Source organism: Tepidimonas charontis, assembly GCF_007556685.1.
GTDB lineage: Bacteria > Pseudomonadota > Gammaproteobacteria > Burkholderiales > Burkholderiaceae_C > Tepidimonas > Tepidimonas charontis.
Window position 1 is genome coordinate 146604 of the sequence record NZ_VJON01000001.1, and the last position, 19828, is coordinate 166431.

The following is a 19828-nucleotide window of genomic DNA, read 5'->3' on the forward strand; positions in this document are numbered from 1 at the left end:
AGGGTTTACCCCAATCCGACCCCACGAACATCGCCAACGGTGCCCGTCGCCGTGAGCGTCGGCAGCACCGTGCAGGCGCACCCGGCGTAGCGCCACCGGCAGCGTCATCGGGTCACACCAACGGTCGTGCGGCGGGCGTTTTAGTCATTGCTGCGATGCAGCCAGCCGTCGTCGTACCACTGGCGTAAAACGCGGCGCGCCGCCGCGCTGGCTCGGCGCACCTCGGCAGCGCTCAATGCTCGCGCGTCGGCCAACCGTCGCATCAGGGCGGCATCCCGTCCACTCGCGCGCAGCGCTTCGCCATTGATAAAAATATACTCATCGTCGTAGGCCATACGGGTACGGCGGTCCAGCACCAGCGCACCGTGCGTCCAGGGTTCACTGGGGGGTTCGAACCAGACATGCGGCTTGGGTTCGGTTAGCACCTCGCCCAGGGCGCAGTGCAGCGCCGCGCCATCGGCCAGCAACCGAGCCACGCTCTCGCGTGCAAACGCCTGCAGCGCCGCGGGTACGCGCGCCGGGTGAGCGGTTGCCTCTTGTCCCGCGTCCCGGTAGAGCACGTCGTCCTCCCACTCATCGGCCAGGCGCTGCACCAGCTCGGCCGCCAGGGCACCCCGCTGGGGCACACGAAAGCCGATCGAGATCGTGATGCACTCCCCACCCACCGCCACACCCTCGTGCGCCCAGCGCGGAGGCAGATACAGCATGTCACCCGGCTCCAGCACCCACTCCTGCTGCGGCTCGAAGTGCTGCAGGATCTTGCATGGCAACTCCGGGCGCAGGCGCAGATCCTTCTGGCGTCCGATACGCCAACGCCGCCGCCCCTGCGCTTGCAGGAGAAAAACGTCGTAGCTGTCGTAGTGCGGACCGACGCCGCCGCCGTCGCTGGCCCACGAAATCATCACATCGTCCAGCCGCACGTCCGGCACGAAGCGAAAGCGCTGCATCAAGGCATGCACCCGGTCGTCATGCAGGTCCACCCCTTGCACCAGCAACGTCCAGCCCGGACGTGTGCGCGCAGGCAGCGCCCGCGCGCCACGCCGAGCTGCCGGGTCGAACGGACCATGCCGCAGCCGCCAAGTCTGTGCCGGGTCGGTGGCTGCCGGATCCTGCTCGACGACGCGCGACTCGACATCGTCCCGTGCCGCCAAGGCCACCAATGCGGCGCGATCCAGCGGCGCCACGAAACCCGGCAGTGCCTGCCGAATCAGCAGCGGACGGCGTTGCCAATGCCGCCGCATGAACTGGCGCGGGCTCAAGCCGCCCAGCAGCGGGGTGGGGACATCGGGCGCGATGGCTTGCGCCGACGCATCGGCGGTATGGGGTTGCCCAGCCGCACTGGTGGCTGCGGCTGGCGGTGTGACACGGGTTGCGTCGTTCATGGGACAATTGTCCAATGAAAGTGACCCCTTCCTGCGTCGTCAGCCTGAGCTGGACCCTGAAAGACACCACGGGCGAGGTACTCGACCAGTGTGACGAGCCGGTGGAGTGCTTGGTCGGCGGGCGTGACTTGCTCGCCAGCATCGAACAGGCGCTGCAAGGTCGCCAAGCGGGTGACCGCCTCGAGCTGCACCTGGAGCCGGAGCAGGCCTTCGGTGACTTCGACGATCAACTGATTTTTTTGGAGCCGCGCTCGGCGTTTCCGCCGAGCCTGGAAGTCGGCATGATCTTCGAAGGCCTGCCGTCGGGCTGCTCCTCGAATGCCCCACGCGATCGGCTCTACTTCGTCAGCGACATCTACCCGGAGCACGTGGTGCTGGATGGCAATCATCCGTTGGCGGGGATGGCGCTGCGGCTGTCGCTGCGCATTCACGACGTGCGCGAGGCCTCGGCCGAAGAGGTCGGCCGGGGCAGCGCCGGCGCCGGTTTTTTTCAGCTGCGCACCGCACCCTGACGGCGCATTCCCCGGCGGTACCGGCGCGCGCTCAGCCCCGGCCGGTGGAGCCGTAGCCGCCCTCGCCGCGCAGCGTGGCCTGCGCAAAGCTGTCGACGATGCGAAATTGCGCCTGCACTACCGGGACGATGACCAGCTGGGCGATGCGCTCCAGTGGCTCGATCGTAAACGGCACCGGGCTGCGGTTCCAGGCACTGACCATCAATTGCCCCTGGTAGTCGCTGTCGATCAGACCCACCAGATTGCCCAGTACCAGCCCGTGCTTGTGTCCAAGCCCGGAGCGTGGCAGGATCAGCGCCGCGTAGCCCGGGTGGGCCAAATGGATGGCCAACCCCGTGGGCACCAACTCCCATGCGTTGGGCGCCAGCGTCAGCGGGCCGTCGAGGCAGGCGCGCAAATCGATGCCGGCGCTGCCCGGGGTGGCGTAGCTGGGCAGCCGCTCGCGCAAGCGTTCGTCCAGGATCCGCACATCGACCTGCAGCCGCGCTGCCGTGCTTTCGGCGGCACCGTTCACGGCTTGCGCTCCTGCATCTCGCGCTTGAGCGCCTCCATCGGATCGTCTTGCTGCGGCGCAGCGTCTTCGGCCGCCGGGGCTGGGTCGGCGCCGTCACCCTCGGCTGTCGGTTCGGTGGTTTCCTCACCCCACGGGTTGGCCCCGTCCTCCTCGTTGCCGACCGGCATCTCCAACAGTTGCTGGCGCACCGCGTCCATGTCGCCTTCGACGGCCTTCTGGATATTGCCGGTGACGAGCTGTGGCTGCCATATCAACACCGCCACCATGATCAGCTGCAGCACGATGAAGGCGATCGAGCCCTGGTAGATCTGCGTGGTTTTGACGGCTGGGATGCGGCGGCCGGTCACGGCGTCGGTGTAGTCCTCGCGGGCGGCGACGCTGCGCAGATAAAACAGCGCAAAACCAAACGGCGGCGTCAGAAACGATGTCTGCAGGTTCATCGCCAGGATCGCGCCGAACCAGATCAGGTCGATACCCATCTTGTCGGCCACCGGCGCCAGCAGCGGCACCACGATGAACGCGATCTCAAAGAAGTCGATGAAAAACCCCAGCACGAACACCAGCAGGTTGACCACCACCAGGAAGCCGATCACACCGCCCGGAATGGCATCGAACAGATGCTCGACCCAAATGTGGCCGTCGGCCGCATTGAAAGTAAAGCTGAAGACGGTGGAGCCAATCAGGATGAACAGCACGAAAATCGAGAGCTTGGTGCTGTTCTCCAGCGCCTGACGCACGATCGTCCAGCTCAGCCGGCGCTTCAGCGCCGCCATGATGAGCGCGCCGACCGCCCCCATGGCGCCCCCTTCGGTGGGCGTGGCCACGCCCAAGAAAATCGTTCCCAGCACCAGGAAGATCAAGACCAATGGCGGAATCAACACGAAGGTAAATTGCTCCGCCAGCCGCGACAGCAAGCCCAGACGCAACAGGCGGTTCAGACCCGCCAACAGCAGCGCTAACAGGGCCGCCACGGTGGTGGACAACACCACCACCTCATCGGTGGGCGCGGCGACGTCGGCGGCCCGCCCCAGCAGCGGGTTGAGCACTTGGCCATGCACCTGTGCCCACCCCCAGCCGGCCAGTGTCACCAGCACCAACAGCACCAGCAGCGAACGGTGGCCGCTGGCACCGTTGTCTTCCCGGTAGATGCGCGCCTCGGGTGGTAAGGCGGGCACCCACGATGGCCGCAGCAGCGCCACCGCGGCGATGAAGATCAGATACAGCCCGATCAGCAGCAGCGACGGCACCAACGCGCCGGCGTACATATCGCCCACCGAACGGCCAAGCTGATCGGCCAGCACGATCAACACCAGCGATGGCGGCACCACCTGCGCCAGTGTCCCCGAGGCGGTGATGACCCCGGTGGCGATGGCGCGGTTGTAGCCGTAGCGCAGCATGATGGGCAGTGAGATCAACCCCATCGAGATCACCGCTGCCGCCACCACCCCGGTGGTGGCCGCCAGCAGCGCGCCCACCAGCACCACGGCAAACGCCAGGCCGCCGCGCACAGGACCGAATACCTGCCCGACGGTGTCCAGCAGATCTTCGGCCATGCGGCTGCGCTCCAGCACGATGCCCATCAGGGTGAAAAACGGGATCGCCAGCAGCGTGTCGTTTTGCATGATGCCAACCACACGCAGCGGCAGGGCCTGGAACAGGTTGTCCGGAAACAACCCGATTTCCATGCCGATGAAGCCAAAAAAGAGCCCCGTGGCGGCCAAGGCAAAGGCCACGGGAAAGCCGGTGAGCAAAAAAAACAGCAGCCCGGCAAACATCACCGGGACGAAGTTGTCGTGCAGAAATGCGGCCATGACGAGCCGTCCTCAAACGGGTGCGGGTGCCCTCTCAGCGGGCGGCGACGGTGGTGTGCTGCGCCCGCTGCGCTTCGGCCGCCGCGATTTCTTTGGCCAGCATCTCGGCCTCGCTCGGGCCGGTGTGGTCGAGCGGATCGCGCTCGCGACCGAGCAAAAACGCCACGCGCTTGATCAACTCCGAGAGGCTTTGCAAGGCCAGCAAGGCAAAACCGACCGGAATCAGCAGGTACACCGGCCAGCGAACCAGTCCCCCGGCGTTGGATGACATTTCTCCGCTGACCCAGGCGCGCTCGAACAGCGGCCAACCCAGCTTGATCATCATCGCGCACAGCGGCAGCACAAACACCACGATGCCGATGACGTCGATCCAGTTGCGCCCCCGCGCACTGAGCTTGGCCGAGACGAAATCGATACGCACGTGGGCATTGCGCAAAAAGGCGTAGCCGCCACCGAGCATGAAAACGGCGGCGAACAGGTACCACTGCACCTCCAGCCAGGCGTTGGAACTGACGTTGAACACACGCCGCACCACCGCGTTGCCGGCACTGATCAGCGTCGCCGCCAGAATCAACCACATCACGCTCCAGCCGACGGCCCGGTTCAGGCCGTCGATGCCGCGCGCCACACGCAACAACAGGTTCATGTCGTCTTCTCCACGGTCGCCGCCCGGTTTGGGCGGGCCCGAAGTCTAGCCGAAGCGGCGCCGGTCGGCGCCGCTGGGCGACACAAAAAACCCCCCGCCGCGGCGGGGTCCAGCGCCGTGGTTATGCCGCAGCGCCACTGCGGCACACGCCCGCAGGCGTCACAGCTTGACCGACTGCATGTAGCTATCGAAGCGCGCCTCGGTGAAGCGGAACCACAGGTTGGCGTCGCGCTGGAAGTTGCGATAGTCGGTGTAGACCTTCTTCCAGTTCGGGTTGCTCGCGCTGAGCTCCTCGTACAGCTCCATGGCCTGTTTGAAGGCCTCGTCCATCACCGACTTCGGGAACGCCTGCACCTTGACGCCGTTGGCCACCAGACGCTTGAGAGCGGCCGGGTTGCGCGCGTCGTACATGGCCTGCATGGTCGTGTGGGCGTGCGATGCCGCCGCCTCCACCATCGCCTTGTAGTCGTTGGGCAGGTCGTTATAGGCCTTTTTGTTGATGTAGAAGTCGAGTTGGGCACCGCCTTCCCACCAGCCGGGGTAGTAGTAGTTCTTGGCCACTTTGTAGAAGCCGAGCTTCTCGTCATCGTACGGCCCGACCCATTCGGTGGCGTCGATGGTGCCCTTTTCCAGCGCTTGGTAGATTTCGCCACCCGGGATGTTTTGCGGTACCCCGCCCAGACGGCTGAGCACCTTGCCGGCAAAGCCGCCGACGCGGAACTTCAGACCCTTGATGTCGGCCGGGCTCTTGATTTCCTTGCGGTACCAGCCGCCCATCTGGGCGCCGGTGTTGCCGCCGGGGAAGTTCACGATGTTGTACTGATCGTAGAACTCGCGCATCAGCTTCATGCCGTTGCCGTCGTAGAACCATGCCGTCAACTGCCGGCTGTTCATGCCGAACGGAATGGCGGTGCCGATGGCAAAGGTGTCGTCCTTGCCGAAGTAGTAGTACGGGGCCGTATGACCCGCTTCGACCGTGCCTTGCTGCACCGCGTCCACCACCCCGAACGCCGGCACCAGTTCACCGGGCACGTGCACCGACACCTGAAACTTGCCACCGGACATCTCGCCGATCTTCTTGGCGAACACGTCGGCCGCGCCGTGGATGGTGTCGAGCGACTTGGGGAAGCTGGAGGTCAGACGCCAACGGATGGTCGGCTGCGCCTGCACGGCGGGCGCCGCGCCTGCGGCCAGAATACCGGCCAGGCCGGCGTGTTTGATGACGGAACGACGATCCATGAAAGGAGCTCCTGAGTCTGAAAAATGACGTACCGCGTGCCCATTCGCTTCGGTGCACACACACGAAGCGTTCCGCAGTGTAGCGGAGCGCCGAAGCGCCACAGGGGCGGGTTTTCCCCAAGTAAACGTCGTCCCACCCCGCTTTTTGAAGACTTTTCACGGGCGCCGATACTTTCTTCAAGCCCGCCAAAAGCGGTGGCGATGAACGGGGGTGGCAGCCCGGGCACCCCGTAGGCAGCGTCGTTGCGCGGCCAGTGCCTGGACTGCCCGCGCCCGCGCCAGGGCCAAAGCGGGTCGTGGACTGCGAGCGCGCGGCGGCGCACCGCATTTTAGGCCGCTGGCGGCACCACTACCAATGTCGGGCGCGCCTGCAGGTAGGCCCCCAGGCGCGCCCGTACCGTGCGCTCGATGCCATCGGCATCCAGCCCGAGCCGCGCCAATAGCTGCGCCGGATCGCCATGCTCGATGAAGCGATCGGGCAGACCCAGCTGCAGGGTGGGCCGCAGCAACCCCTCCTGCGCCAGCCACTCCAACACCGCCGCCCCCGCCCCACCGGCCACCGCGCCCTCCTCCAGCGTCACCAGGGCCTCGTGGTTACTGGCCAACTCACGTAGCAAATCGGTGTCGAGTGGCTTGGCCCAGCGCATATTGGCCACCGTCGCCCCCAACGCCTCGCCGGCCTGCAGCGCCGGATACAGCAGTGTGCCGAAGGCCAAAATCGCCACCCCGCGCCCCTGCCGCCGCACTTCGCCGCGGCCAAAGGGCAAGGCGCGCGGCTCGGCCGGCAACGCCGTCCCCACCCCAGCACCGCGCGGGTAGCGCACCGCCACGGGGTGCGACTGCTCGAATGCCGTGGTCAACAGTTGATAGCACTCGGCCTCATCGGCCGGGCAGGCAATCGAGACGTTGGGCACGCAGCGCAAAAACGCGATGTCAAAGGCGCCACAGTGGGTGGGGCCGTCGGCACCGACGATGCCGGCGCGATCCAGCGCAAACACCACCGGCAAATTCTGCAACGCTACGTCGTGAATGACTTGGTCGTAGGCGCGCTGCAAGAAGGTCGAGTAGATGGCCACCACCGGTTTGAGGCCTTCGCAGGCCAACCCGGCAGCAAACGTGACGGCGTGCTGCTCGGCGATGCCGACATCGTGGTAGCGGTCGGGGAAGCGCTGATGAAACTCGACCATGCCCGAGCCTTCGCGCATCGCCGGGGTGATGCCGACGAGCCGTTTGTCGCGCTCGGCCATGTCACACAGCCAGCGTCCAAACACGGCGCTGAACGTTGGCTTGGGCGGCTGTGCCGGCGGCACCAAGCCGACGGCGGGGTCGAAACGGCCCGGCCCATGGTAGGCGATGGGGTCGGCTTCGGCCAACTTGTAGCCGTACCCTTTGTGCGTAACCACGTGCAAAAACTGCGGCCCGGCACCGTCATCGAGCAAGCGGCGAATGTTTTCCAGCGTCGGCACCAGCGCATCCAAATCGTGCCCATCGATCGGGCCGATGTAGTTGAAGCCGAATTTTTCGAACAGCGTGGCCGGTACCACCATGCCCTTGGCGTGCTCCTCCAGCCGCTTGGCCAGCTCCAACAGGGGCGGCGCCACGCTGAGCACCTGTTTGCCCACCTGTTTGGCGGCGGCGTAGAAGCGCCCACTCATCAGTTGCGCCAAGTAGCGGTTGAGTGCCCCTACCGGCGGGCTGATCGACATGTCGTTGTCGTTGAGCACGACCAGCAACGGCAGCCGCGTGACACCCGCATTGTTCAGCGCCTCGAAGGCCATCCCCGCCGTCATCGCGCCGTCGCCGATGACGGCGATGGCGCGCCGCCGCTCGCCTTTGAGATGCGCTGCCACCGCCATGCCCAGCACCGCCGAGATGCTGGTGGACGAGTGCGCGGTGCCAAAGGCGTCGTATTCGCTTTCGCTGCGCACCGGAAAACCACTCAATCCCCCAAGCTGGCGCAGCGTATGCATGCGCTCACGCCGCCCGGTCAGGATCTTGTGGGGGTAGGTTTGGTGGCCCACGTCCCACACCAGCCGGTCGTGCGGGGTATCGAAGACGTAGTGCAGCGCGACGGTCAATTCCACCGTACCGAGGTTGGAACTAAAGTGTCCGCCCGTGCGCGCCACGCTTTGCACCAAAAACGTGCGCAACTCATCGGACAGCGCCCGCAGGTCCTCACGCGGCAACCGGCGCAGGTCGGCAGGTGTGTCGATCGAAGTCAGCAATCCGCTCATCTGGCGATTTCCCTTCATTACCCAGCCGCGCCACGCAGGCGCGGGGGCATCAATGCCTGCGCCGGATCACCCAGTGCGCCACATCCACCAGGCGCTGCACGCGCGCGGCGGGCAACGCCTGCAACGCGGCCAGCGCCTGCTCCAACTGCGCCTCGGCGCACGCCCGCGCCGCCTCCAAACCCAGCAGCGACACATAGGTGGGCTTGTCGGCCGCCGCATCCTTGCCGGCGGTCTTACCCAGCGCCTGGGTATCGCCCGTGGCGTCGAGTACGTCATCGACGATCTGAAACGCCAGCCCCAGTGCGCGGGCGTAGGCGCTGACTGCCTCCAAGGCCGCTGAGTCCGCCTGACCGGCCAGCGCCCCCATGCGCGCACTGGCCAGCAGCAGCGCACCGGTCTTGCGCCGGTGCATGTCCTCCAGCGCCGCCCGATCGATGCGCCGGCCCACGCAGGCCAGATCGATGGCCTGACCGCCGGCCATGCCGTGGGCACCGGCCGCTTGCGCCAACTCGCGCACCAACGCCACCGCCAGCGCCGGCCGCTGCGCCGCCCACGGTGGCGCGGTCAACCACTCGAAGGCCAGGGCCTGCAGCGCATCCCCGGCCAGCAAAGCCTGCGCTTGGCCGAAGCGCACGTGCACGGTGGGCTTGCCGCGGCGCAGCACATCGTTGTCCATGCAAGGCAAATCGTCGTGCACCAGCGAGTAGGCGTGAATCAGCTCCACCGCCCCGGCCGCCGCCCACACTACGTCGGTTGGCTCCGGGTCCGCTTGTTCGTCGCCAGGCACGACCGCCTCCCAGGCGGCCAGGGCCAACAACGGGCGCAGTCGTTTGCCGCCATCGAGGACGGCGTAGCGCATCGCCTGCGCCAGCCCCGCCGGGGCGTCCGCCGGCAGATGCGCGGCCAGCCACGCCTCCATTTGGCGCAGACGCTGCGCCACCCAATCGTCCCAGGCCAGCGCCGTGCCCGTGGGCGCGAACCGGATCATCGTCATGTGCCCGGCTCCCACGGCCGGCTGCGTTCGCCATCGATGATACGGATCTGGTCCTCCACCGCCTGCAGCTGCGCCCGGCAGTACGTCAACAGCTCGTTGGCGCGCTGGTAAGCGCCCAGCAGCTCTTGCAGCGGCATCTGGCCCGATTCCAAGCGGCTGATGAGGGATTCGAGCTCCTGCACCGCCGCCTCGTAGCTGGGCGTGGCCGGAGTCGAGAGGGAAGCGTCGGGCATGGCAGCGATGGGCGTCGATGGAGGGCGCGGGGGCCGGCATCACAGGCCGAGGACCCCGCCTCGAAAAGCACGAAGGGCAGTCGACGCCGCGCAGCGCACGGGGCGTCGGACAAACAAGAGTCCCCTATGCCATTGATACACATTTTAGGACAGCCACGCCATCTTGCCCGCCAACCCGCTTTGGCACTACAATCGCATATCCCCCGCGGCTGAACGTTCGGCTGGCGGGGGATCGTCCTTTCTCCCCACAAGGAGGTGTCCCCACCCAACCCGCGTCGTCTCCGTTCGCACACGAGTCACGCACATTCGCCCCGCCGCGGGGCTGTTCGAGGTCCAGGTCATCATGTCCGATTTGAGCCTTTCCTTGCAGCAGGCACGCAGCCAGCTGCCGGTGTCCGTGTATTTCGATGAAGCGCTGCTGCAGCGCGAGCGAGAGACGATCTTTCAGTCCGGCCCTCGCTATGTGGGCCACGCCAACGCGGTGCCCCACGTGGGAGACTATTTCGCGCTGCCTCACGAGGGCGATGGCCGCGTGCTGATTCGCACCGAACGCGGGGTGGAGCTGGTCAGCAACGTCTGCCGCCACCGTCAGGCCGTCATGCTCAAGGGCCGTGGCAATCTGTTGCAAGAGGGCAAGGCGCACGCCGGCGGTCACATCGTGTGCCCGCTGCACCGCTGGACGTACAGCGGCGGGCTCGGCCACAACCTGCCCACCGGTACGTTGATTGGCGCCCCCCACTTCGCGCAGGACCCATGCCTGAACCTGCAGCGCTGGCCGTTGCGTGAGTGGAACGGTCTGCTGTTCGAAGACAACGGCCGCGACATCGCCGCCGACTTGGCCGATATGCAGGTGGGCGATGCCTTCAACTTCGAAGGCATGGTGCTGGGGCACGTGGAGCTGCACGAGTGCAACTACAACTGGAAGACCTTCATCGAGGTCTATCTGGAGGACTACCACGTGGTGCCCTTCCACCCCGGGCTGGGCAACTTCGTCACCTGCGACGACCTGCGCTGGCAGTTCGGGCGCGAATACTCGGTGCAGACGGTGGGGGTGCAAGATCTCGCCACCAAAGCGGGCAGCCCGGTGTACCAGCGCTGGCACGAGGTGCTGATGCGCCACCGCGAAGGCCGGCTGCCGGAGCACGGCGCGGTGTGGCTGACCTACTACCCGCACATCATGGTCGAGTGGTACCCGCACGTGCTCACGATCTCCACACTGCATCCGATCGCGGTAGACAAAACCCTCAATTTGGTCGAGTTTTACTATCCGGAAGAAATCGCCGCGTTCGAGCCCGAGTTCATGGAAGCACAGCGCGCGGCCTACATGGAAACGGCGGTCGAAGACGACGAAATCGCCGAGCGTATGGACGCCGGGCGCAAAGCCCTGATGCAGCGCGGCACCAGTGAGGTGGGTCCGTACCAGAGCCCGATGGAAGATGGCATGCAGCACTTCCATGAGTGGTACCGCGCCAAGATGGGCTGGCCCACGCAAGGTGACCTGGCGGGGTAAGCCCTGAGCCGCCACCGCACCATCGATCGCGCCGCAGCGCGTGGCGCACCCGGCAGCGGCGCTGCCGGTTCGGACACCGGCGCCACCGACACCGGCCACACGGCCGATGTCGGCCGCCGTTGGCGCGCGCACCCCCCCTCGGCCCCGCGCCCCACCCAAGCCCTGTGGATGGTGCTGGGCGCGTTTTTGTTTGCGTCGATGGGGGTGTGCATCAAATTTGCCTCGGCCCACTTCCACAGCTTCGAGGTGGTGGGCTACCGCGGGCTCATCGGCGTCATTTTTTTGGCCGTGCTGGCCCGTCTGCGCGGGGTGCCGCTGGCCACGCGCGTGCCCGGCATGCACTTGTGGCGCACCATCGTCGGCACCCTGTCGCTGCTGGCGTGGTTTTATGCCATCGCGCAGCTACCGCTGGCTACCGCCATGACACTCAACTACATGAGCAGCGTGTGGGTGGCCGCCTTTTTACTGGGCGGGGCATTGCTGTGGCAGCGCGGCGCGCAACCATGGCGCGACCAAGCCCCGTTGTTTGCCACCGTATTGATCGGCTTTGGCGGCGTCGCCCTGGTGCTGCGGCCCACCTTCGATGGCACGGCGGCGCTGGGCGGGCTGGCCGGGCTGCTCTCCGGCCTGACCTCGGCTCTGGCCTACCTGCAAGTCGCCGCCTTGGCCCGCGCCGGCGAGCCGGAAACCCGCACTGTGTTTTACTTTTCGCTGGGGGCGACCGCCGCGGGCTTTGCCGGTACCGCCGTCATCGGCGGCCATGGGCTGTGGACGCCGCAGGCCGCGTGGTTGCTGCCCATCGGCTTGTTCGCCGTGCTGGGTCAGCTGTGCATGACGCGCGCTTACGCCAGCGGTGCCACGTTGGTGGTGGCCAATCTGCAATACTTCGGCATCGCCTTTGCAGCGCTGTATGGATGGATCATCTTCGATGACCGGCTGCCGCTGATCGGCTGGCTGGGCATGCTGCTCATCGTCGGCAGCGGCGTAGCCGCCACCTTTCTGCGCGAACGGGCGGTCCCCAAACTACCTGCCGAAGAACACGCATGAGCGTTGCCAACCCCGCCTTCCCGACGACCGGACTGATCGACGCCGCCACCCTGCGCGCCGCCTTGGCCGCCGGCGCTGCCTGGCGGGTGTTCGACTGCAGTTTCGACCTCGCCGACCCCGCAGCCGGGCGCGTGCAGTATGGGCATGCGCACATCCCCGGTGCGCATTACCTGCATCTGGACGATGATCTGAGTGCTGGCGCCGACGCGGCTCTGTGTGGTGGTCGCCATCCACTGCCCACGCCGGCGGTGATGGCGCAGCGCCTTGCCGCCTGGGGTATCGGCCCCGACAACCCTGTGGTGGCCTATGACCGACAGGGCGGCATGACCAGCGCCCGCCTGTGGTGGCTGCTGCGCTGGTGTGGGCACACCGCGGTGGCCGTGTTGGACGGTGGCTGGAACGCCTGGCTGGCCAGCGCAGGGGAGACGGAAAGCGGCGATGCACCGGCCGCCGCCCCGGCGCCTGCCTACCCGGTCAAGCCGGCAGCACTGCCACTGTGCAGCGCTGCCGACGTCAGCGCCGCGCTGGGCCGCCCCAAACAAACCTTGGTGGACGCACGCGCGCCCGCACGCTACCGCGGCGAGCAAGAGCCGCTGGATCCGGTGGCTGGCCACATCCCGGGAGCGCTGAATCGGCCATGGACCGACAACTTCACCCCAGACGGCCGCTACAAACCGGCGGCGACACTGCGCGCCAAGTGGGAGACTCTACTGGCGGGACGTGATCCCGGCAGCGTGGTGGTGTACTGTGGCAGTGGCGTCAGCGCCACCCCCCACGTCCTGGCGATGACGCTGGCCGGCTGGTCGCCCCCGGCCCTGTACGCCGGCAGCTGGAGTGAGTGGTGCGCCGACCCCGCGCGCCCGTGCGCGCGCTCGGTCTGATGCCCGACCGTACACCCCACCCACGGTGGGGGGCTATTCAGCGATCCGGCCCGCGCGTCATACGACGCCGTGCTGCCGCAGCCAATCCAGGCAACGGCGCCAGCCGTCTTGCGCGGGTTCGGCGCGGTAACTCGGGCGATAGTCGGCGTGGAAGGCGTGCGGCGCGTCCGGATAGACCACGAAGGTGCTCGCGCGCGCCGCCGGGCTGCCTTGCGCCAGCGCCGCTTTCATGCGCTCCACCGAAGCCAGCGGGATGCCCGTGTCTGCCGCACCATAAAGCCCCAGAACCGGCGCCTTGAGCACACCGACCACGTCGATGGGATGCTGCGGCTGCAGCGCGTTGCGCTCGCCTTCCAGGCGTCCGTACCAGGCCACGGCCGCCTTGACGCGCGGGCTGTGCGCGGCGTACAGCCACGTTTGCCGTCCGCCCCAGCAAAATCCGGTCACGGCCAAGCGCGCGACATCGCCCCCGTTGGCCGCCGCCCAGTCCACGCAGGCGTCCAAATCGCCCATCACTTGGGCGTCGGGCACCTTGGCGATCAGTTCACTGAGCAGGCGGGCCAGCTCGCCGTAGCTTTGCGGGTCGCCCTGGCGCACGAACAAATCCGGCGCCAGCGCCAAATAGCCCGCACGGGCAAAGCGGCGCGCCGTGTCGGCGATGTACTCATGCACGCCGAAGATTTCCGATATCACCAAAATCACCGGCAAACCCGTGCGCCCCGCCGGTGCGGCCCGATACACCGGCACGGAGGTGCCGCCGACGGCCATCGACACTTCGCCCGCGACCAAGCCGTCGGCGGGGGTACGGATGGCGGTTTGTGCCACCAGCGGCGCAGCCGCTGCACAATACCCGACACCGAGCGCGGCACGCAAAACGGCTCGCCGGTTCGGGGCGGCCGCGGGCACGTCGGGTGCAGCATCGAGCAGTGCCTGCAGATCACGGGTTTGGGTCGTCGTCAGGGCCATGGGGGTCTCCTTGGTTGCCGCAGCACCAGCGCCACGGCGGTTGCGCGATCATATGATTAGCGTATAAAGAGAAGGCATAAAACCACCATGTGCAGGGTCAACCCACCGCGTGCGTCGCATGATCGTCACCGCAAGCACGAGGCCCCGGCGAGCGACTCCGCTGATCCACGCGAGCGCTAATGCTGCTGCCACGCGTGCTCAATGCGCCTGCTCCCAGTTTGCGCCCACACCCACTTCGGCGACCAGAGGCACGCGCAGGCTCGCCACCTGCGCCATCAGGCGCGGCACTTCGCGCCGCACCCAGTCCAGTTCGTCTTGCGGCACTTCGAACACCAGTTCGTCGTGCACTTGCAAGACCATGCGCGTGCGGCAGCCGGCGGCATCCAGCGCCTGCTGCACCGCCACCATGCTCATCTTGATGAGATCGGCCGCTGTGCCCTGCATCGGCGCATTGATGGCGGCGCGCTCGGCCGCCGACCGCCGCGGGCCATTGGGTGAGCGAATGTCGGGCAGGTACAGGCGGCGCCCGAACACCGTTTCCACATAGCCCAGGCTGCGCGCCTGGGCGCGTGTGCGCTCCATGTAGGCCTGCACGCCGGCGAAGCGGGCGAAATAGCGGTCGATATAGGCCTTGGCAGCGCTGGCGTCGATGCCCAGCGCCTTGGCCAAGCCGTAGGGGCTCATCCCATAGATGAGGCCGAAGTTGATCGTCTTGGCATAGCGGCGCTGCTCGGGCGTGACCTGGCTGGCATCGACCCCGAACACCTCGGCGGCGGTGGCACGGTGCACGTCCTGGCCTTCGGCGAAGGCGCGCAGCAGCGCCGGGTCTTCGCTCAGGTGCGCCATGATGCGCAGCTCGATTTGCGAGTAGTCGGCGCTGACGATGCAGCAGCCCGGCGGCGCGATGAAGGCTTGCCGGATCCGCCGCCCCTCAGGAGTACGAATGGGGATATTTTGCAAATTGGGGTCGCTGCTGGCCAAGCGCCCGGTGACGGCAACGGCTTGCGCGAAGCGGGTGTGCACCCGCCCGGTGGCCGGGTTGACCATGGCCGGTAGTTTGTCGGTGTAGGTGCCTTTGAGCTTGGCGAGCGTGCGGTGCTGCAGGATCAAGGCGGGCAGCGGATAGTCCTCAGCCAGTTTTTCCAGCACCTCCTCGTCGGTGCTGGGGGCGCCGGCGGGGGTTTTTTTCAGTACCGGCAGCCCCAGCCGCTCAAAGCACACCTCGGCGATTTGCTTCGGCGAGCCCAGGTTGAAGGCAACTCCGGCCAGCGCGTGCGCTTCGGCCTCCAGCGCGCGGATGCGCTGCCCCAGTTCCACGCTTTGGCGCTGCAACTCGCCCGCGTCGATCAACACGCCGTGGCGCTCCATGCGCCACAGGACGGCGCTGACCGCCATCTCCAGCTCGTAAATGCGCAGCAGGGCGGGCGCCGCCTGCAGGCGCGGCCACAGCACCTCGTGCACGGCCAGGCACATCTCGGCGTCCTCTCCCGCGTAGGTGGCGGCACGCGGCAGCGGCACCGCAGCAAAGGGAATCTGCGCTGCCCCTTTGCCGCAGACGTCCTCATAACTGAGGCCACGCCGCCCCAGATGGCGCTCGACCAGGCTGTCCAGGCTGTGCGGTTTGTGGGCCTCCAACACATAGCTTTGCAGCAGCGTGTCGTGCACATACCCTTGCACCTGAATGCCGTGGTTGGCGAAGACGTGGCGGTCGTACTTGGTGTGCTGGCCGCACTTGGGGGCGGCCGCATCCTCCAGCCACGGGCGCAACGCCGCCAAGACACGGGCCAGCGGCAACTGACGACCCACCGCTTCGGCACCGGTATGCCCCAGCGGGATATAGGCCGCCTGCCCTGACTCGACGCCGACCGAAATCCCCACCAGCCGCGCCTGCAACTCGTCCAGCGACGTGGTTTCGGTATCCAGCGCCACCAGCGGCGCCGCGCGCAGCCGCTGCAACCAGCGCTGCAGCGTCGCTTCATCGCTGACGATGTCCACCTGCAGCGGCGCCGCCTGCAGCCCACCGCGCTCGGTGGTGGCCGCGCCAGGGCCGCCATCGCCCTCGAGCGCCAGGCTGGCCCGATCGCCCGCCGCTGGCGCCGCCGTGGCCGCGCCCGCCTGCACGCGGTCGCCGTCTTCGGCCTCGGCCAACGCGCGCACCAGCCCTTTGAACCCATAACGTTCGTAAAACGCCCGCAGCGCAGCGGCATCGGGCGCGCGCACGCGTAACGCATCCAGTGCCGGCAAGCCCGGGACGTGATCGCGCAAATCGCAGTCGGTGCGAATCGTCAGCAGCTGACGCGCCGTGGGCAGCCACGACAAGGCGCGGCGCAGATTCGCCCCGGCGGCGCCGCCAATCTCGTCGGCATGCGCCACGATCGCGTCCAGCGAGCCGTATTGCTGCAGCCATTTCGCGGCCGTCTTGGGCCCCACCTTGTCCACCCCTGGGACGTTGTCGACGGCATCGCCGACCAGGGCTTGGTAGTCCACCATCAAATGCGGCGGCACGCCAAACTCGGTCTGCACCCCCGCGCGGTCGCGTACCTTGCCGCTCATCGTATCGATCACCGTGATGCGCTCATCGACCAACTGGCTGAGGTCCTTGTCGCCACTGATGATGAGCACCCGCCACCCCTGCTGCGCCGCACAGCGCGCCAGAGTTCCAATGACGTCGTCAGCCTCCACCCCCGGCACCACCAGCACCGGCAACCCGCTCAAGCGCACCCACTCCTGGATGGCCTCGATTTGCGCGCGCAGGTCTGGCGGCATCGGCGCGCGGTGCGCCTTGTACTCGGGGTAGAGCTGCTCCCGAAACGTCGGCCCGGCGGCATCGAACACCACCGCCAGATGATCGGTGGGGTGGCTCTTGCGCAGGGCCTGCACCATATTGACCATGCCACGGATGGCCCCGGTAGGCGCGCTGTCAGGGTCGCCAGGCACGGCGCGCAAATCGGGCATGGCGTGATACGCTCGGTACAGATAACTGGAGCCATCCACCAGCACCAGCAGCGGTTCGGAAGAAGCGGTCTGCGTCATGGTGCTATTGTGGCGGCAGCGGGGGCTGCCGTGGCGCGGGCGCAGCAACAAAAACACGGCGCTGTCGATGGCCGCCTCCGCGCCAGCGGCAAGTGCGTGCACGCCTGGCCGGCCGCAACCAACAGCAGCAGGCTACAAGGCAGCACCGCGCACAGCCGCGAGCGCGTCGGCAGCATACAATTGGGCGGTTATGCCTCGCATCTCCCGTCATCTCCGTGGTCGGCCGCTGCCTTCGGTGCACACGTCCATCGTAACCGCTGCCGACCGTCCAGCTCGGCCCGGTTGTCGTGTGGCGGCTGCGGCCATCACCGGCTTGTGCGCGGCCACCCTGGCCTGCGCACAGCCAGCCCCCAGCGCTGAGGCGTCGGCCGCACGCTTTCCCGAGCCGAAGGTCGAACGACTGATACATGCCGACGGGCACAGCCGGGTCGAAGAATGGCGCATCGGCGGACAGACCCGCAGCATCGAAGTACAGACGCGCTCGGCCCTGCCGGGCTATGATGTGCGCCCGATCGACGGCGCGCGCCCGGACGAACTCTCCGGCGCCGGCACACGCCGCTGGCGCGTTTTGCGGTTCTGATCCGCCATGGCCGTCTTCACCGAGGTGAGCCGCGACGAGGCGGCCGACCTGATGCAGCGGCTCGGGCTGGGTCGCCTGATCGACATGGCCGGCTGCGCCGGCGGCATCGAAAATACCAATTACTTCGTCAGCACCGAGCGCGAGGGCCAGCGTCTGGAGTGGGTGCTGACGTTGTTCGAACGCTTGAGCGCCGAGCAGTTGCCGTTTTATTTGCACCTGATGAAGCATCTGGCGGGCAAAGGCATTCCGGTGCCCGACCCGCAGGCGGACGCAGCCGGCGCCATTTTGCATACCGTCAAGGGCAAGCCGGCAGCGGTGGTCAACCGTTTGCAGGGGGCCAGCGTGTTGGCCCCCGAGCCAGCCCATTGCGCGCAGGTGGGGGCGATGCTGGCACGCATGCACCTGGCCGCGCGGGATTACGACCGCGAACAACCCAATTTGCGCGGGCTGGCGTGGTGGAACGAAACGGTGCCGGTCATCCTGCCGCACCTGCAGCCCGAGCAGGCACGGCTGCTGCAGGCCGAGCTGGCGTATCAAAACCACATCGCCGCCAGCCCGGCGTACCAAGGGCTGCCGCGCGGGCCGGTACATGCCGACCTGTTCCGCGACAACGTGATGTTCGACGGTGAGCGGCTCAGCGGCGTGTTCGACTTCTACTTCGCCGGTTGCGATACCTGGTTGTTCGATTTGGCCGTGTGTTTGAACGACTGGTGCATCGACCTGAGTACGGGGGCGGCGGACCCGGCGCGTACCGACGCCCTGCTGGATGCGTACGAAGCCGTGCGGCCGCTGACCGCCAGCGAGCGGCAGCTGCTGCCGGCGCTGCGCCGCGCCGGCGCCCTGCGGTTTTGGATTTCGCGCTTGTGGGACTGGTATTTGCCGCGGCAGGCAGCGGTGCTCAAGCCGCACGATCCAGCGCACTTTGAACGCGTGCTGCGCGCGCGGCTGGCAGAATGTTGAAGCGTTCGGGCCTGACCATGCCGCCCGCATCTTGGCCAACGACGAGCGCTGCTGCGGGATGCCGCACCGCCGGTAGTGCCGGCGTCATGACGCCGGTGTCTGCGGCACCCTGTTTGGCTCCGACCGTATCTTCGCGCCGTTTCCGACACCGCCGATGAAACTGCACCACGTTCCCGCCCGCACCGGCCTGCACTGGGTTCGGCTGGGGCTGCGCACCTTTGCGCGCCAACCCTTGGCCATGGGCGGGCTGTTTTTCATGTTCATTTTGGCCGTGAGTGTGCTGGCCATGGTGCCGCTGGTGGGCGCGCCGCTGGCCTTGGCGCTGCTGCCGGCCGCCACCCTGGGTCTGATGGCGGCGGCCAAAGAGGCCGACCGTGGTCAATTTCCGATGCCCATCGTTCTGGCCAGTGCCTTTCGCGCCGGACGCGAGCGCGCCCGCGCGATGCTGCTGCTGGGCGCGTTGTACGCGGTGGGCTCGCTGATCGTGATGGCGCTGGCGGGCTGGCTGTCGGGTGCACCCACGCTGACACTGGAAAGCCAAGACGGCCAGCCCAAGCTGGAAGAAGGGGCGTTGCTGCGCAACCTGGCCTGGCAGGGGGTGCTGTACATACCGCTCGGTCTGTTGTTTTGGCACGCCCCGGCGCTGGTGCATTGGCATGGCGTGCACCCGGTCAAGAGCCTTTTTTTCAGCTGGGTGGCCTGCTGGACCAACAAAGGCGCGCTGCTGGTGTTCATGCTGGGGTGGAGCGCGGTTTTTCTGGCGGTGTCGTTGGTACTGGTGCTGCTGGCGCAATGGCTCGGCGGCGCGAGCGTGTTGCAGGTGCTGATGTTTCCGGTGGCGGCCTTGCTCAGCGCCGCGTTCTTCACCTCGCTGTACTTCACGTTTCGCGACAGCTTCCTGACCAACGACGGCCAGCCACCGGCTTGAGCGGTGCGCTGCGACTCGCTCCCGGCCACTTCCCAAGCGATTGGCAGCACGCCGCGGCGTCTCACTCCACCGGGGTGAGCTTGGCCACTGCCAACGCCAGCCATTTGGTGCCATGGCGGCGAAAATCGACCTGGGCGCGCGCATCGCTGCCCCGTCCTTCGATCGCCAGCACCCGCCCTTCGCCAAACTTGGCGTGAAAGACCGTCATGCCGGCGCGAATTTCGGCGCCGCTGGCGCTGACTGCCGGCTCGGCGCGGCCCGGCGCACGCGCTGCGGGTCCCACCCCCGGCAACCAGGTGCCAGGTGCCTCCTCACCCAGCGCACTGCGCCCCCAGGCGGGCTGGGGCATCCCGCCCCC

Annotated in this window: 17 protein-coding genes and 1 pseudogene; 7 read left to right on the forward strand and 11 right to left on the reverse strand. The window is 67.3% G+C overall.

Annotated features, from left to right (window positions below):
- Positions 1-140: 140 nt before the first annotated feature.
- Entirely contained in the window at positions 141-1382 is a 1242-nt protein-coding gene (locus tag Tchar_RS00700) for a JmjC domain-containing protein (protein WP_144327172.1), read from the reverse strand.
- Positions 1383-1396: 14 nt separating this feature from the next.
- Between Tchar_RS00700 and Tchar_RS00705 the strand changes: the two genes are divergently transcribed.
- The gene (locus tag Tchar_RS00705; protein WP_144327173.1) at positions 1397-1894 is read left to right on the forward strand and encodes an FKBP-type peptidyl-prolyl cis-trans isomerase; all 498 of its coding nucleotides are present in this window, start codon (positions 1397-1399) and stop codon (positions 1892-1894) included.
- 31 nt (positions 1895-1925) lie between these two features.
- On the opposite strand, the gene dut is transcribed toward Tchar_RS00705, so the two are convergent.
- The 7 genes from dut to xseB form a co-directional block, all read right to left on the reverse strand.
- Positions 1926-2375 carry a dUTP diphosphatase gene (dut, locus tag Tchar_RS00710; protein WP_144327202.1) on the reverse strand — a complete coding sequence of 150 codons (450 nt, stop codon included), beginning with the start codon at positions 2373-2375 and terminating at the stop codon, positions 1926-1928.
- A 29-nt stretch (positions 2376-2404) separates the two neighbouring features.
- Positions 2405-4219, reverse strand: coding sequence for a TRAP transporter large permease (locus tag Tchar_RS00715; RefSeq protein WP_144327174.1), 1815 nt, complete (start codon positions 4217-4219; stop codon positions 2405-2407).
- 34 nt (positions 4220-4253) lie between these two features.
- On the reverse strand, positions 4254-4865 hold the full coding sequence (locus Tchar_RS00720; RefSeq protein WP_144327175.1) for a TRAP transporter small permease subunit: 612 nt from the start codon (positions 4863-4865) through the stop codon (positions 4254-4256).
- A 159-nt stretch (positions 4866-5024) separates the two neighbouring features.
- On the reverse strand, positions 5025-6104 hold the full coding sequence (locus Tchar_RS00725; RefSeq protein ID WP_144327176.1) for a TRAP transporter substrate-binding protein: 1080 nt from the start codon (positions 6102-6104) through the stop codon (positions 5025-5027).
- A gap of 329 nt (positions 6105-6433) precedes the next feature.
- Positions 6434-8338, reverse strand: a complete 1905-nt coding sequence (dxs, locus tag Tchar_RS00730; protein WP_144327177.1) for a 1-deoxy-D-xylulose-5-phosphate synthase — start codon at positions 8336-8338, stop codon at positions 6434-6436.
- A gap of 49 nt (positions 8339-8387) precedes the next feature.
- The gene (locus Tchar_RS00735; RefSeq protein WP_408033518.1) at positions 8388-9332 is read right to left on the reverse strand and encodes a polyprenyl synthetase family protein; all 945 of its coding nucleotides are present in this window, start codon (positions 9330-9332) and stop codon (positions 8388-8390) included.
- Positions 9329-9565, reverse strand: coding sequence for an exodeoxyribonuclease VII small subunit (gene xseB / locus Tchar_RS00740; protein WP_144327178.1), 237 nt, complete (start codon positions 9563-9565; stop codon positions 9329-9331). Before xseB ends, Tchar_RS00735 begins: the two co-directional genes overlap by 4 nt.
- 343 nt (positions 9566-9908) lie before the next feature.
- Here xseB and Tchar_RS00745 point away from each other — a divergent pair, with 343 nt between their 5' ends.
- The 3 genes from Tchar_RS00745 to Tchar_RS00755 all read left to right on the forward strand — a co-directional run bounded on the left by Tchar_RS00745 (position 9909) and on the right by Tchar_RS00755 (position 13003).
- The gene (locus Tchar_RS00745) at positions 9909-11075 is read left to right on the forward strand and encodes an aromatic ring-hydroxylating oxygenase subunit alpha (RefSeq protein WP_144327179.1); all 1167 of its coding nucleotides are present in this window, start codon (positions 9909-9911) and stop codon (positions 11073-11075) included.
- A gap of 168 nt (positions 11076-11243) precedes the next feature.
- Positions 11244-12122: a DMT family transporter gene (locus Tchar_RS00750; RefSeq protein ID WP_144327180.1), complete on the forward strand. Its 879-nt coding sequence runs from the start codon at positions 11244-11246 to the stop codon at positions 12120-12122.
- Entirely contained in the window at positions 12119-13003 is an 885-nt protein-coding gene (locus Tchar_RS00755) for a sulfurtransferase (protein WP_144327181.1), read from the forward strand. The genes Tchar_RS00750 and Tchar_RS00755 overlap by 4 nt, the downstream gene beginning before the upstream one ends.
- A 57-nt stretch (positions 13004-13060) precedes the next feature.
- On the opposite strand, the gene Tchar_RS00760 is transcribed toward Tchar_RS00755, so the two are convergent.
- Positions 13061-13969: a dienelactone hydrolase family protein gene (locus Tchar_RS00760; RefSeq protein WP_144327182.1), complete on the reverse strand. Its 909-nt coding sequence runs from the start codon at positions 13967-13969 to the stop codon at positions 13061-13063.
- Between the two features lie 198 nt (positions 13970-14167).
- Entirely contained in the window at positions 14168-17002 is a 2835-nt protein-coding gene (polA, locus tag Tchar_RS00765; protein WP_144327183.1) for a DNA polymerase I, read from the reverse strand.
- Positions 17003-17237: 235 nt separating this feature from the next.
- On the opposite strand from polA, the gene Tchar_RS00770 reads away from it, so the two are divergent.
- From Tchar_RS00770 to Tchar_RS00780, 3 genes are all read left to right on the forward strand, one after another.
- Positions 17238-17582 carry a hypothetical protein gene (locus Tchar_RS00770; protein ID WP_144327184.1) on the forward strand — a complete coding sequence of 115 codons (345 nt, stop codon included), beginning with the start codon at positions 17238-17240 and terminating at the stop codon, positions 17580-17582.
- A 6-nt stretch (positions 17583-17588) separates the two neighbouring features.
- Positions 17589-18542 carry a homoserine kinase gene (locus tag Tchar_RS00775; RefSeq protein ID WP_144327185.1) on the forward strand — a complete coding sequence of 318 codons (954 nt, stop codon included), beginning with the start codon at positions 17589-17591 and terminating at the stop codon, positions 18540-18542.
- 154 nt (positions 18543-18696) lie between these two features.
- Positions 18697-19470: a BPSS1780 family membrane protein gene (locus Tchar_RS00780; RefSeq protein ID WP_144327186.1), complete on the forward strand. Its 774-nt coding sequence runs from the start codon at positions 18697-18699 to the stop codon at positions 19468-19470.
- Between the two features lie 61 nt (positions 19471-19531).
- Here Tchar_RS00780 and Tchar_RS00785 read toward each other — a convergent pair.
- Positions 19532-19828 (reverse strand): annotated as a pseudogene (locus tag Tchar_RS00785) (DNA helicase II); the annotation flags it as partial.